The sequence below is a fragment of the Blautia sp. DFI.1.216 genome (assembly GCF_020594215.1).
Classification (GTDB): Bacteria; Bacillota; Clostridia; order Lachnospirales; family Lachnospiraceae; genus Blautia_A; species Blautia_A wexlerae.
Genome location: NZ_JAJDML010000005.1, coordinates 40757 through 55901, shown reverse-complemented (window position 1 = coordinate 55901; position 15145 = coordinate 40757). Strand labels below are relative to the sequence as shown.

Sequence of the window (15145 nt, the reverse complement as noted above, 5' to 3'; positions counted from 1 at the left end):
GTTTTTTACTTCTGGACTCTTTCCAAAAATCTTGCAAAAAATCCTTTATTTTCATCTTCTCTGTCCAGTGACTTCTCATAAATCCTCCTAATCCATTCTGTAATAGTTTCGATCAGGATTGGAGAGAATGTCATCAGTACAAATACCAGAATGATCATTCCAAATTCCAGAGAACCCAGTGTCAGCAAATCCTGCAATACAACCGCACTTATAAAAAATGCAAACTGCATTCCATAAATGATCACTTTTCTGTATGTGTTCAGCGGCGAATAAACTGTACGCAGTGCAGACATATAGTTCCACCCCGTAACCAGAACACAGGCTGTATTAAGCATGACGTTGGAATGGTATACATCCTGACAGACCAGCATGATTGTAAATACACATCCTGTAATGGTTACTGCCGCAGGAAATGCATTCATAAATACGTGCCTCAGGAATGTATGGTCAATCTTATTGTAATTATTTTCCTGTGTCAGAAGAAATGTAGGAATTCCCACTGCGCAGGCACTGATCAGTGACATCTGGATTGGTTCAAAGGGATATGCATCTCCAAAGAAAATTGTGATCAATGACAGTAAAACCGAAAAAATTGTTTTGATCAGAAACATGGATGCCGCACTTCTGATATTGTTTACAACACGACGGCCCTGATTTACAATATGAGGCATTGCCCCGAAATTAGAATCAAGAAGAACGACATTTGCAATATTTTTAGCTGCATCGCTTCCTGCTGCCATGGCAATACTGCAGTCTGCTTCCTTGAGTGCAAGTACGTCATTTACACCATCACCGGTCATCGCAACTGTATGCTTCTGTGACTGAAGAGCCTGTACCATCTGTTTCTTCTGCTGTGGTGTTACACGCCCGAATACACTGCACTCTGCAACTGCACGCTGCATTTCTTCCGGAGTTTTGATTGTTGTTGCATCGATATAATGATTGGCATTTTTCAGTCCTGCTTTCTTTGCAATCGCAGAGACAGTCACAGGATCATCTCCTGAGATAACTTTAAGGTCAACTCCCTGACTGTCAAAAAAAGCCAGAGTATCCGGTGCTTCCTCACGTATCACGTCAGTGATGAGAAACAGTCCCAACGGTTCAAGTCCTGTCGGGCGTTCCGTTCCTTTTGTCTCCTGTTCACTGTGAGCCAGAACAAGGATACGGTATCCCTCCTGTGCGTAACTGCTGCAATGTTCCAGAAGTTCTTCATTTCCTTCCGGAAAAAGGAACTGTGCAGCTCCCATCAGATAAGTTCCTCTTCCTTCAAAAACAGCACCACTGTATTTCCTGTCTGAGGAGAAAGGAATGGCATGGATCAGTTTCAGGTCATTTCTTGAAGGAAAGCGCTTTCTCAGCGCATCTGCTGTTGCATTCTGATCATGAAGAACTGACATCATATTTCCCATAATGTGGTCAATTTCCTGAAGCTTCTGTCTTTCTTCCTGAGATACCGTTTCTAAATTTACTGTTTCCTGTATCTGTCCGTTTTCCTTCTCTGCTGATACCGTAACCTCCGGTTTTAATGCTGACACATTCTGAACAGGCTCCCCTGTTTCCGGATCAAATTTTGCTGTATGTTGTACAACAGTTGTCTGTGCTGTATCATACAACTGCACATCTTCAACCTTCATGGTACCTTCTGTGATCGTACCGGTCTTATCCAGACAGAGCGTGTCAACTCTCGCCAGCGTTTCAATACAGTAAAGCTCCTGCACAAGTGTCTTCTTTGTAGCAAGAACCATAGAACCCAATGTCAGTGCCACACTTGTCAGAAGTACCAGGCCTTCCGGGATCATTCCAAGTACTGCGGCAACCATATTTACCACAGAATCCTTCAGTGTATCTCCTACGATCATATATTGCTTGTAAAACAACATGGCACCAAGAGGCACGATAATGATACTGATCACCTTCAGAATCGCATTCAGAGAATTGCGAAGTTCCGAATTATGACGTTTAAATTCCTTTGCTTCACTTGTGATCTGCGATGCATAATTATCTTTTCCAACATGGATTACCTGACAGCAAGCTTCCCCTGATGTCACAAAGCTTCCTGAAAAAAGTTCGTCTCCCTGGCTTTTGGACAGATTGTCCGACTCACCGGTGAGTAGAGACTCGTTTACTTCTACAGTTCCCTCCAGTACCTTTACGTCAGCCGGAACCTGATCTCCTGTTTTCAGAAAGATCAAATCATCCAGAACAAGTTTCTCTGTGGAAATACTCCATTTCTTCCCCTCACGCAAAACTACTGTTTTACTCTCTGTAAGGATTGCAAGTTTGTCAATCGTCTTCTTTGCTCTGATTTCCTGAATAATACCTATCACTGTATTGATCAGAATGATTCCCATAAACATGGAGTTCTTATAAGATCTCACAAAAAGCACCAGAACAAGCAATGCAATATTTAAAAAGTTAAAAAATGTGAGCGTGTTTTCCAAAATGATCTGCTTGTAGGTTCTGGTATTCGGGTTCTCGTTGACATTAACTTTTCCTTCTGCAATCCTCTCCTGCACCTGTTCATTTGTAAGTCCTGTCATTTCTACCTCCTGCAGAAAATATTTATAGCAGCATCATATAATAAAAATTGCGGGAACTGCTTCACAAAATATCTTTTGTCCCTGGTATCATATAATGCCATAATATAAAGCACAGGGCAGATGATGAGTATCACCCGCCCCTTCTTTATAAATAACGATTTCAGATTACAAACAGATTCAGATTTTTTGCTATAATCAATATTCTTCTTCCTCTGCTTCTTCACCTTCGTGAATATCAGACTTTGGTTTCTTAAGACCTTTAATCTCAATATGATGCTTCTGTGCATAATCCCACAGAGCCGCATGGATTGCTTCCTCTGCAAGCAGGGAGCAGTGTACTTTTACAGGCGGAAGTCCGTCCAGGGCTTCCATAACTGCCTTATTTGTAACTTCCATAGCTTCTTCGATGGTTTTTCCCATTACCATCTCTGTTGCCATGCTGCTGGTTGCAACTGCCGCACCACATCCGAATGTTTTGAATTTGCAGTCTTTGATGATATGTGTTTCATCATCGATATCAAGAAAAATCCTCATGATATCACCGCATTTTGCATTTCCCACTGTACCTACGCCACTTGCGTTCTCTATTTCTCCTACATTACGCGGATGCTGAAAATGATCCATTACTTTTTCACTGTAAGCCATTTGTGTTTCCTCCTGTTATCCTGACTTTCTTTTAATATTATTTCTGTTGTAACTGCAAAAATACAAACAATTATCTTCTGTTTTGTTATTTATTCTGTTTTTTCATGAAATCTTCATATAATGGAGACATGCTTCTTAAGTGCGCTACAATTTCTTTCAATCTGTCCACTACGAAATCTACATCTTCCATTGTTGTCTCTTCGCTGAGTGTCATACGCAGAGAACCATGTGCAATCTCGTGCGGAAGTCCGATTGCAAGAAGTACATGGGACGGATCAAGAGAACCTGATGTACAGGCAGATCCGCTGGATGCACAGATTCCATAATTATCCAGCATCAGCAGGAGAGATTCGCCCTCAACAAACTGGAAGCTGACATTTACGTTATTCGGAAGACGTTTTATACGGTCACCGTTTACTTTTACATAAGGAATCTCTGTCTCAATTCTGTGGATCAGATGATCTCTGATAGCGATTTCTTTATCAGTACGTTCTTTCATGGATGCATTTGCACGTGCTGCTGCTACACCGTATCCAACGATTCCCGGCACATTCTCTGTACCTGCACGACGTTTACGTTCCTGTGCACCGCCATGTACAAAGGAACGGATTTTTACGCCCTTACGAATGTAGAGGAAACCGATTCCTTTTGGTCCATTGATCTTATGTCCGCTGGAGCTTAACATATCAATATTGCATTCATCCACATTGATTGGAACCTGACAGAATGCCTGAACAGCATCTGTGTGGAAAAGCACTCCATGCTCTTTTGCGATACGTCCGATTTCCTTGATCGGCTGGATAGAACCAATCTCGTTGTTTGCAAACATTACAGAAATCAGGATTGTTTCCGGTGTGATTGCTTTCTCAAGTTCATCCAGTTTTACAATACCGTTCTCGTCTACATCTACATATGTGATCTTTGCGCCACGTTTCTCCAGATATTCACAGGTATGGAGAATTGCATGATGCTCGATCTTTGTTGTGATGATGTGGTTTCCTTTTGCTTTATATGCCTCAAAGGCAGCCTTCAGAGCCCAGTTATCAGACTCGGAACCACCTGCTGTGAAATAAATTTCTTCTTTCTTTGCTCCAAGAACTTCTGCGATCTGCTCTCTTCCTTTGGTGATCGCCTCTTTGCTCTTGCCTGCAAAATCATAAATACTGGACGGGTTGCCATAATATTCTGAAAAATATGGCAGCATTGCCTGGACAACCTCCGGTGCTGTTTTAGTTGTTGCTGCATTGTCCAGATAAATCATTTTTCCCATTTTCTTGTCCTCCTGTTTTATTTAAGTATGTCCGGTACATTTTCTTTCATGCCCTGACTTCCCATTTTTTCTTCATGTACTCTTCTGCTTTCCTCAATCAGTTGACCAAGCATCAGGGTATCAACAGCATTTGTAATACTGTCATTGATTCTCTTCCAGACGAGTTTCGCCACGCATACATCACTGCCATGGCAGGTTCCGTCATTCTCAATCCCGGGACAGGCTGCTGCTTCCAGACTGCCTTCCAGCACGCGCAGAACTTCACCGACTGAAATCTCATCTGCTGGCTTGCCAAGCTGGTATCCACCGTAAGCCCCTCTGCTGCTCTTTACCAGACCGGCCTTCTTAAGCATGGCCATAAGCTGTTCAAGGTAGCTTGTGGAGATATCCTGTCTCTCCGCAATGCTCTGTAAAGATATCGCTTCATTCTCACTGTGTAAACCCAGATCTATCAGTGCTTTCAAACCATAACGGGCTCTTGTTGAGAGTTTCATTTTCTCACCTCGTTTTTAATTCCCAGTGTTTCCCTCGGATTTCATGATTACTTTACCAGAAACAAACCGTTCTGTCAAGGCTGTTTTGTTCATATATTGCTGTAAAGGCGTTTCGGCAGGTTACTGTTTTTTAGTCAAGCGGATATTCGCACCTGCTGCGCATGAAAAGGTCTGGATTTTTCATTATGTCAAAAAAACTTTTTATCAAAGGAACTTTACTTCTTACATTTGCCGGTTTGTTAAGCAGACTTATGGGGTTCTTTTACAGAATATTCCTGTCACACACTATTGGTGCACATGGGCTTGGTATCTTTCAGCTTATACTTCCACTGCAGATTCTGATCATGTCCATCTGCGCTTCCGGTATCCAGACTGCAATCTCCCGCCTCACTGCCGCAGAAAAAGTTTCCAAAAATCCCAGTCGTCATATCTCAGATTATTTTGTCGTGGGAACTGTATTTTCTGTTGTTTTCTCCCTGGTATTCTCCTGGTTTCTTTACAGCTATGCGGATTTCTGGGCAGTACAGATTCTGAAAGAGTCACAGACCTCCGGTCTGATACGGATTCTTTCTCTGAGTATTCCGTTGAGTACACTTCATACCTGTATCAGCAGCTATTATTTGGGAAGAAAACAGGCCGGATTTCCCGCAGGAGTCCAGCTTCTGGAACAGCTTTTCCGCACAGGCGGATGTTATATTCTTTATCTGATCTGTGCATCGCAAGGGCGAAACATCACTCCGGCAATTGCAGTCGGCGGAAATCTTATCGGGGAAATAGCCTCATCTTTTATTTCTCTTTTCGCAGTCAGTATGCATTTTAAGGTAACACATTATAATATCCGGAATATCAGAAGACCGCTTTCTGTTCTCAGAAAATTGCTCCATATTTCCGTTCCTCTTACCATGAATAAAATACTGCTCACTCTTCTGGGAAGTATTGAAGTGATTCTTATACCTGCAAGGCTGCAAATGTCAGGACTTACTCCCAAAGATTCCCTGAGTGTTTACGGAATCTTTACAGGGATGGCACTTCCGCTTATTCTTTTCCCCGCTACGCTTACAAACTCGGCTGCGGCCATGCTGATTCCCTCCATTACCCAGCTGCAGACTCTGGGGTATCAAAAGCGAATCCAATATGTGATCGGCAAGATTTTCCGATACTGTCTGCTGCTAGGCGGATCCTGCTTGGTTTTTTTTCTGTTTCTTGGAGAATTTCTTGGAAATTTTCTGTTTCACAGTCAGACAGCCGGAATCTATATCCATACCATGTCCTATATCTGTCCTTTTCTGTACCTGAACACCACTCTCACCAGCGTACTCAACGGCCTTGGAAAATCCGGCATCTGCCTGCTGCACAGTGTGATCAGCGTCTGCATCCGGATCAGTTTCGTGCTGTTTGCAATCCCTGTTCTGGGAATCCGGGGATATCTGTACGGGATTCTCTGCAGCGAACTGGCGCTCAGCATCCTGCACAGTTTACAAATACTGCAAAACAACTATAGCAATCCCCGTAAATAATGCATATTGATTAAGAGACTTGATAGTTACTATTCACACTCCACTATCCCGCGAGGTGTTTTGGCATGGATATGCCAAAATTCCATTGCCGCAGGTAATCTGGAATGAATTTTGGCTACGTTACTGAGAACGAAGTGAACAGTAACGCTTGATATGATCGCAGAAAGTCATCCGAAAATATTTTGGCTATCGACATTCAGATAGGAATGGTTTATAATAAATTCCGAAAAAAGCAAGACAAATAGACACAAAGGAGATATTACTATGGGATTCGATTTTATCAAAAAATTACCAACCCCTGAAGAAATCCGTAATCAGTATCCCATTGATGCTGAAATTCAGGCTGTTAAAGATGCAAGAGATAAAGAACTGCGTGATGTTTTTACCGGAAAGTCCGATAAATTCCTTGCAATCATCGGTCCTTGTTCAGCAGATAATGAAGATGCTGTTCTGGACTATCTTACCAGATTACGCAATGTTCAGGAGAAAATAGCTGACAAGGTTCTGATTGTTCCACGTGTTTATACAAACAAACCAAGAACAACAGGAGAAGGCTATAAAGGTATGGTTCACCAGCCGGATCCCGAGAAACAGCCAAATCTTCTTGCAGGGCTTGTAGCAATCCGTAAAATGCATATCCATGCAATCCGGACCAGTGGTATGACCTGTGCAGATGAGATGCTTTATCCGGAAAATTACCGTTACCTTTCTGACCTGCTTTCTTATGTGGCAGTAGGTGCACGTTCTGTGGAAGACCAGCAGCATCGTCTTACCGTCAGCGGCATGGAAGTTCCTGCAGGTATGAAAAATCCAACCAGCGGCGATCTTGCAGTCATGCTCAATTCCGTTGTAGCAGCTCAGGGCGGACATCGTTTTATCTACAGAAGCTGGGAAGTAGAAACAACAGGTAATGAACTGGCTCATACAATTCTCCGCGGTGCCGTAAATAAACATGGGGAGGCAATCCCGAACTATCATTACGAGGATCTTCGTCTTCTCTGGGAGAAATATCAGGAGAAAAACCTTAAAAATCCGGCTGTTATCGTTGATACCAACCACTCTAATTCTAATAAACAATATGACCAGCAGGTTCGTATTGCAAAAGAGGTTCTCCACAGCCGCCAGATAGACCCGGAACTTCATACTCTGGTAAAAGGGCTTATGATCGAGAGTTATATTGAACCGGGAAATCAGAAGATCGGATGTGATCATATTTACGGAAAATCTATTACCGATCCATGTCTTGGATGGGAAGAATCCGAACGTCTTCTGTATACAATTGCTGAGATGTGTTGATCCGTTATTGTTTATAAACAACATTCCATACTCTCTGATCAGATGGATCGCTGTAATTACACTATCTGTAACTAACACATGTTATGACATTACAGGAAAAAACTATTCAGCCACCACTGCTTATTGCTCTTCGCAATTAAAGCAGGGGACTTACTTGATTCAGTTAAAAAAGCTTCTATAAACTGTTCAAAACAGACTATAGAAGCTTTTTCATTTGACATTATAGCAATCCTCATAAATAATAAGTTTTTAATGACGTGGATGTGTTTTCATATACACATCACGCATTTTATTCATATTCATGCCCAGATAAACCTGCGTAGTGGAAATATCGGAATGTCCCAGCATTTCCTGAACGCTTCGTATATCCGCACCATTCTGCAGCATATGCACAGCAAAAGAATGTCTCAATGTATGCGGGGCAATATCCCTTTTGATACCGGCATCATCCGCATATCCCTTTAATACTTTCCAAAATCCCTGACGGCTCATCGCTTTCCCTGAACAATTTGTAAATAATGCTGTTTCTTTCTCATCTTTCACAAAAACAGTTCTGGCTGTTTGCAGATACCGTTCCATTGCCTTCTTGCATGGAATACCAATAGGGATAATCCTCTCTTTTCCATTCTCATTACAGACCACATATCCAAACTGGAGATTGACATCAAAAATCTGAAGATGAAGCATCTCACTGACTCTCATACCTGTTGCATACAGCAATTCTAGCATTGCTGAATCTCTTATCCCTTTAGGGGTATCCAATTTCGGCTGCTGAAGTAATTTATCCACTTCTTCTATGGTAAGTATCTCAGGTGCCCTTTTCTCAACCTTCGGAGGTTTCAGGTTATCTGCCGGATCTTCTGCGATCACGCCTTCCTTCCACAGATACTGAAAAAATGCTCTCATAGAAGCAACGCTTCTGGAAATGGAAGATGACGCAAACTTCTCACGTTCCATGTAACTGATATACCCTTCAAGCTCAAGTTCTTTTACATCTTTATAATTTCTGATTCCCCGTTCCTTCAGAAATTCCGCCATTTTTTTCAGATCTCTCTGGTATGAGATCTCTGTATTTGCCGATGTTTTTTTTGTATTATGCAGATATGTAATAAATTCCCTTATTTCTATGTCCATATTCCCGTTTCCTTTTAATCAAAATATCCGCTGCCTGTATCTCCTGCGATCAGACGAAAATTAATCCTCTTCGCAGTTTATCAGCAGAAAATCGCACTCTCTCCGATAAAATGTATATGTATTATACTGTTTATTTTACATAAAATCAAACCTTTTTTTCGAGAAAAATCCTTGTATTTCAAGCTTTTTCAGCATCAAATACCATATGTCGGAGATTTTATGACAACCAATACTAAATATAGTAAATATGTCATTAAAAAATTTTTATATATTTCAGAATAATATCAATGATCAGAGGGTTCACATAACATTCGATAAGTATTCCCAGAAAATATCCTACTGCTGCAATGCACATTTTTTTAAGATAAATACTGACTTCTCCGGAAATCAGACCTCTGTTTCTCCATATTTCTGATGATATCTTCCATTCCTGTTCCATAGAATAAAGCCAGACCGGAATGTAAAATAAATATTGCGGCAGCAAAAGTCCCATTCCGATCACCCCGCCTGCAAATCCAAATTCCAGTATTGAAACAGTCATTATCATACCTGCATACAATCCTGATCCCAGAAGCGTTATAACAGCAAGCGGCGCACCAAAAACCGAAAATCCACAGATTATATTCAACAGATAAAAAACACCTCTGTATTTTAATATTTCTTTCAGATATTCAATATTGCCTGTATTTTTTCCTGCAAATGTACTCAGAAAATATACCGATGCCCATGTTTTCTGCTGCCATTTTGCCTTCCAGATTATATTCGGTATCAGATTTCCGGCCAGAAATCCAAGAAGAAATAAAATAAGCGCAGGAAATTTTTTGGTTCCCGTTCTGTTTTTCTTCATTCTATCACCCTGTACCAGTTTACTGAGAAATTCCAGGAAGTATTCCTGTCTTTACAAGAAAGAATCGTGTCCGGAGGGCTTTTTTATGTTATAGGAACATTACGAAGTAATTTCCTATAACATAAAAAAACTGCACAGACTGTATAAATACAATCTGCACAGTTTATATCTGCAAAGAACTGTCCACGATAGTCCATAAAATGAACAATCATATTATTTCGCATAGTCAATCGCTCTGCTTTCACGTATCACGTTGACTTTAATCTGACCGGGATATTCAAGTTCTGCTTCAATCTGTTTCGCAATATCGCGCGCAAGGAGAACCATATCTGCATCATTAACATGCTCCGGCACTACCATTACACGTATTTCTCTTCCCGCCTGAATGGCAAAAGATTTATCAACACCTTTAAACTGGTTCGTAATATCCTCCAGTTGTTTCAGACGATTGGTATAAGTTTCCAGCGTTTCTCTTCTTGCACCAGGTCTCGCCGCTGAAATAGCATCTGCAGCCTGTACAATACATGCGATCAGAGATTCCGGCTCACAGTCACCATGATGAGATGCGACCGTATTGATAACAATCTGGGATTCCTTATACTTCTTACAGAGATCCACACCAATCTGAATATGAGATCCTTCTACTTCATGGTCAATTGATTTACCAATATCATGAAGAAGACCTGCTCTCTTAGCCATACGGACATCTACGCCAACCTCACCGGCCAGCATTCCGGATAACTGAGCTACCTCAATAGAATGTCTTAAAGCATTCTGTCCATAACTTGAACGGAACTTCATACGTCCAAGAAGTTTCAGTAATTCAGGATGAATACCATGAACTCCAACGTCCATAGCTGCATTCTCACCATCTTCGCGAATCTGCGCTTCTACTTCTCTCTGGGCTTTCTCAACCATCTCTTCGATTCTGGCCGGATGGATACGTCCATCTACGATCAGCTTCTCAAGAGCTACACGTGCAACTTCACGACGGATCGGATCAAAAGCAGATAACACAACTGCTTCCGGTGTATCATCAATAATAAGATCCACACCTGTAAGTGTCTCAAGAGTACGGATATTACGGCCTTCACGACCAATAATCCTTCCCTTCATCTCATCGCTCGGAAGCTGAACAACCGAAATGGTAGTTTCAGCTACATGGTCAACTGCACATTTCTGGATGGCATTGACAACATATTCCTTAGCCTTCTTACCAGCTTCTTCCTTTGCCCTGCTTTCCAATTCCCTGTAAAGTCTGGCTACATCCACTTTTACATCATCTTCAACGGATCTGAGTAATTCTTCTTTTGCCTGTTCGGAGGTCAGACCTGAAACTCGTTCCAGTTCCTGTACTCCTTTTTGCTCAAGTTCTTCTACCCGTTTTTCTTTTTTCTGCACCTCAGCTGCTCTCGCTGTGCATTCCGCTTCACGCTTCTCAACTGCATCTGCTTTCTTGTCAACCGCGGATTCTTTTGCTAATACACGATTTTCATATTTCTGCAGTTCGTTTCTTCGTTCCTTGGTTTCTTTCTCCAGTTCATTTTTTGTACGGAGAGATTCTTCCTTCACTTCCAATAAAGCTTCTCTTTTTTTAGTCTCAGCTGTTTTCAGAGCTTCATCTATGATGCTTCTTGCTTTGTCTTCTGCTGTCCCAACAATCTCGGCATCCTTCTGGATTTTATTGTTCACAGCGACTTTGCAAGTAACAGGAACTGCAATAAGTAGCGCGACTACCACAGCGACAATTGCAACAATAATTGTTGTTGTCACAGGAGCACCTCCTTATTTAGTTTTCATTGTACAAATACAACAATACAAGTTTATCTTTTTTTCATACTTATGTCAAGTTTTTCAGGATAATTGTTTGAATATTTTTCCTATATTTAATTACTGTTCGTTCTGTTCTCAGTAATATATTTTGCAATATACATACAATGGAGTATACTATGATTCATCCGAATATGTATGTACAAGTCTGATATTCATATTCTCAAGAGTATCTGCAATGTCTGAATATCCAAATCCTCTTCTCACAAGATAACCATAGAGCCGACGCATTTTTTTCTCATCCAGCTCAGTATTCGGCGGATATTTCTTTTCTATGGTTCGATAAAGGATTTCTTTTTCATCAGGCATATTTAAGGCAACCTCTTCCTCCCATGCATTTATCGCTGTTTTCCTGTCTATTCCCTTTCCCATAAGTTCCCGGATGATCTTCTGCCGGCTCTTTGTATCCATTCTGTATGCAATATAAGTTCTGGCATATCGTTCATCATCTATATATCCATAGGCTTCAACATATGTCAGAGCATGATCAACCGCCTGACTGGTAAATCCCGCCTGGCGCAATTTCTCTCTCAATCCCTTCTCCGTCCGATCCATATGTTCTAAGAGACGCATGGCTTTACGCCTTGCGTCTCTGTATTCTTCAGGTTCTTCCGTTAAATTTTTCTGTTGTTTCTGTACAGTCTGTCTCTTTAAAGCCTCTGCATTCCTGAGAAATTCTCTCAGATCTCCAGATGAATTCCCCATGATCACTCCTCAGAAGCATCCGGTGCATCACCTGTTGCCGGCACCGGCTCTTTGGCTTGTCCTTCTTCATCCGGAAGAAGATGATAATGGATTCTGACTTGCTTCTCAATCTCATCACAGATATCTGGATGCTCTTTCAGGAAAATCTTCGCATTTTCACGTCCCTGTCCGATCTTATCTCCGTTATATGCATACCATGCACCGCTCTTATTTACAATTCCGCATTCCGCTGCCAGATCAAGAATATCTCCCTCTTTGGAAATGCCGGTTCCGAACATAATATCAAATTCTGCCTGTTTAAACGGCGGAGCCACCTTATTCTTCACAACTTTGATTCTGGTGTGGTTTCCCACCATCTCACCGCCCTGTTTCAATGTCTCTACTCTGCGGACATCCATGCGGATAGATGAATAAAATTTCAGAGCACGCCCACCTGTCGTTGTCTCAGGGTTTCCAAACATAACTCCAACCTTCTCACGCAGCTGATTGATAAAGATAACTACACAATTAGATTTACTGATCACTGCTGTAAGTTTACGGAGAGCCTGTGACATCAGTCTGGCCTGAAGACCTACATGGCTGTCACCCATATCTCCATCAATCTCCGCCTTCGGTACAAGTGCGGCAACCGAGTCAACTATCACAATATCCACAGCTCCGGAACGCACCATCGTCTCTGTGATCTCAAGTGCCTGTTCTCCATTGTCCGGTTGTGATATGTACAGGTTATCGATATCTACACCGATATTCTTTGCATAGACAGGATCCAGAGCATGTTCTGCATCAATAAATCCAGCAATCCCTCCTCGTTTCTGCACTTCCGCAACCATGTGAAGTGCAACGGTTGTCTTACCGCTGGATTCCGGTCCGTAAATCTCGATGATACGTCCCTTGGGAACACCACCTACTCCAAGTGCAATATCAAGACTTAAAGATCCGGTAGGGACTGTCTCCACCTGCATATTTGCTCCGGATTCCCCGAGTTTCATGACTGATCCTTTCCCGTAATGTTTCTCAATCTGTCCAAGCGCTGCTTCCAGTGCTTTCTGCTTTTCTTCATTTATCATTTATTTTAATCTCCTTCAGTCCTTCAAGAACTTATGTTCGTTTTCTATTCATTATAGTATTATACTTCCTGTCAAATGTCAAGCTTTTTATTCTGCCTGAATAACCTTTTCATTCATCATAACGTCACTGTTTTCACTCTGTTCACAGTAACGTAGCCAAAATTCATTTCAGATTGCCTGCGGCAATGGAATTTCGGCTTGTATGTCTCGGGATTTTGGCATATTCATGCCAAAACACCTCGCGGGATAATGGTGTGTAAACAGTAACAACATAACAGTAAAAGCAGGGAATGTGCTTTTTTTACATTCCCTGCTCTTTCGTAGTTTTTAATATTTCTCTCTGTTTCTATTTATCACCAATCAGCCAGTTGTACATTTCTTCATACTGACGTGCGGAATTACCCCATGAGAAATCAGCTGCCATAGCACGATCAACCATTTTATTCCATTCACGTTTCTTATCATAATAGATTCTTTCCGCATTGCGCACTGTTGCAAGCATCTCATGCGCATTGTAGTTTCTGAAAGAAAATCCGTTTCCGGTTCCCTCATATTCATTATAAGGTACGACCGTATCCTTCAGTCCACCTGTTTCTCTGACGATCGGAAGTGTTCCGTAACGGAGACTCATCAGCTGACTCAAACCACATGGCTCAAATAAGGACGGCATCAGGAACGCATCTGCTGATGCATAGATACGGTGAGACATTTTCTCATCATAATAGATCTGAGCAGATACCTTTCCATGATATTTCCAGTCAAAGTGACGGAACATATTCTCATAACGTTCATCACCGGTTCCAAGAATTACAAGCTGGATAGCATCCTGGCAAAGCTCATCCATCACATATGCGATCAGATCAAACCCTTTCTGATCTGTCAGTCGTGATACAATACCTATCATCATCGTCTTCGGATCTTCCTGCAATCCAAGATCTCTCTGCAGCTGAAGTTTGTTCTTAACTTTCTCTTTTCTGAAAGTTGTTGCATTATAAGTCTTTGTGATATATGGATCTGTTTCAGGATTGAATTCATTGTAATCAATACCATTTACAATTCCACGCAGGCTGTTTGCACGCGCACACATCAGACCGTCCAGTTTTTCTCCATAGAACGGCGTCTTGATTTCCTCTGCATAAGTATTGCTTACAGTAGTGACTGCATCTGCAAACACAATACCGCCCTTCAGATAGTTGGCATCTTTATATGCTTCCAGTTTGTCTGCTGTAAAATAATAATCGGACAGTCCTGTGATATTCTTGATTGTCTGTACATCCCATACACCCTGGAATTTAAGGTTATGTATTGTCATGATCGTCTTGATATTCCAGAAAAATTCATTCTGCTGGAAGCTGTCGTGCAGATATACGGGAACAAGTCCGGTCTGCCAGTCATGACAGTGTATAATATCCGGTCTGAATCCGATAACCGGAAGAACTGACAGTACAGCTTTGGAGAAGAATGCAAATTTCTCCAGATCCCATGTTCCTCCATCATATGGTTTGGGTCCGCTGAAATAGTATTCATTGTCAATAAAATAAAACTGAATTCCTTCGTACTCCATGTGCATGATTCCTACATAGCAGTTCTTATATCCAAGATCCATGTAGAAATGTGTGATATAGTTCATTTTATCTTTCCATTCCTGTTTCATACAGGCATATTTCGGTAAGATCACACGAATATCAAAATATCGTTTATCAAAATATTTCGGCAATGAGCCAGCTACATCTGCCAGACCTCCTGTTTTGATAAATGGTACAGCTTCAGATGTTGCAAATAAAATATTTTTCATGCGAA

The 15145-nt window shown here is 41.5% G+C and carries 12 protein-coding genes; 2 read left to right on the top strand and 10 right to left on the bottom strand.

Translation table 11 applies throughout. The features are described 5' to 3' along the window. Positions 1 to 5 precede the first annotated feature (5 nt). From LJE11_RS03330 to LJE11_RS03315, 4 genes are all read right to left on the bottom strand, one after another. Entirely contained in the window at positions 6 to 2540 is a 2535-nt protein-coding gene (locus LJE11_RS03330) for a cation-translocating P-type ATPase (protein WP_008704066.1), read from the bottom strand. Between the two features lie 195 nt (positions 2541 to 2735). Then, the gene (gene nifU / locus LJE11_RS03325) at positions 2736 to 3185 is read right to left on the bottom strand and encodes a Fe-S cluster assembly scaffold protein NifU (protein WP_008704067.1); all 450 of its coding nucleotides are present in this window, start codon (positions 3183 to 3185) and stop codon (positions 2736 to 2738) included. Positions 3186 to 3270: 85 nt separating this feature from the next. Continuing rightward, positions 3271 to 4455: a cysteine desulfurase NifS gene (gene nifS, locus LJE11_RS03320; protein WP_008704069.1), complete on the bottom strand. Its 1185-nt coding sequence runs from the start codon at positions 4453 to 4455 to the stop codon at positions 3271 to 3273. Positions 4456 to 4472: 17 nt separating this feature from the next. Continuing rightward, positions 4473 to 4949: an RrF2 family transcriptional regulator gene (locus tag LJE11_RS03315; RefSeq protein WP_008704071.1), complete on the bottom strand. Its 477-nt coding sequence runs from the start codon at positions 4947 to 4949 to the stop codon at positions 4473 to 4475. A gap of 185 nt (positions 4950 to 5134) precedes the next feature. Between LJE11_RS03315 and LJE11_RS03310 the strand changes: the two genes are divergently transcribed. After that, on the top strand, positions 5135 to 6466 hold the full coding sequence (locus LJE11_RS03310) for a polysaccharide biosynthesis protein (protein ID WP_020994064.1): 1332 nt from the start codon (positions 5135 to 5137) through the stop codon (positions 6464 to 6466). Between the two features lie 264 nt (positions 6467 to 6730). Beyond that, positions 6731 to 7762: a 3-deoxy-7-phosphoheptulonate synthase gene (locus tag LJE11_RS03305; protein WP_008704074.1), complete on the top strand. Its 1032-nt coding sequence runs from the start codon at positions 6731 to 6733 to the stop codon at positions 7760 to 7762. Positions 7763 to 8011: 249 nt separating this feature from the next. On the opposite strand, the gene xerD is transcribed toward LJE11_RS03305, so the two are convergent. From xerD to glgA, 6 genes are all read right to left on the bottom strand, one after another. Further along, entirely contained in the window at positions 8012 to 8896 is an 885-nt protein-coding gene (gene xerD / locus LJE11_RS03300; protein ID WP_008704075.1) for a site-specific tyrosine recombinase XerD, read from the bottom strand. Positions 8897 to 9149: 253 nt separating this feature from the next. Continuing rightward, entirely contained in the window at positions 9150 to 9743 is a 594-nt protein-coding gene (locus tag LJE11_RS03295) for a stage II sporulation protein M (protein ID WP_008704076.1), read from the bottom strand. Between the two features lie 213 nt (positions 9744 to 9956). After that, a complete protein-coding gene (gene rny / locus LJE11_RS03290; protein ID WP_008704078.1) occupies positions 9957 to 11516 on the bottom strand; it encodes a ribonuclease Y in 1560 nt (519 codons plus the stop codon). Between the two features lie 174 nt (positions 11517 to 11690). Then, entirely contained in the window at positions 11691 to 12278 is a 588-nt protein-coding gene (locus tag LJE11_RS03285; protein WP_020994065.1) for a regulatory protein RecX, read from the bottom strand. Between the two features lie 2 nt (positions 12279 to 12280). After that, on the bottom strand, positions 12281 to 13345 hold the full coding sequence (recA, locus tag LJE11_RS03280) for a recombinase RecA (RefSeq protein ID WP_008704083.1): 1065 nt from the start codon (positions 13343 to 13345) through the stop codon (positions 12281 to 12283). Between the two features lie 346 nt (positions 13346 to 13691). Further along, positions 13692 to 15140, bottom strand: coding sequence for a glycogen synthase GlgA (gene glgA / locus LJE11_RS03275; protein WP_008704084.1), 1449 nt, complete (start codon positions 15138 to 15140; stop codon positions 13692 to 13694). Between the last annotated feature and the right edge of the window lie 5 nt (positions 15141 to 15145).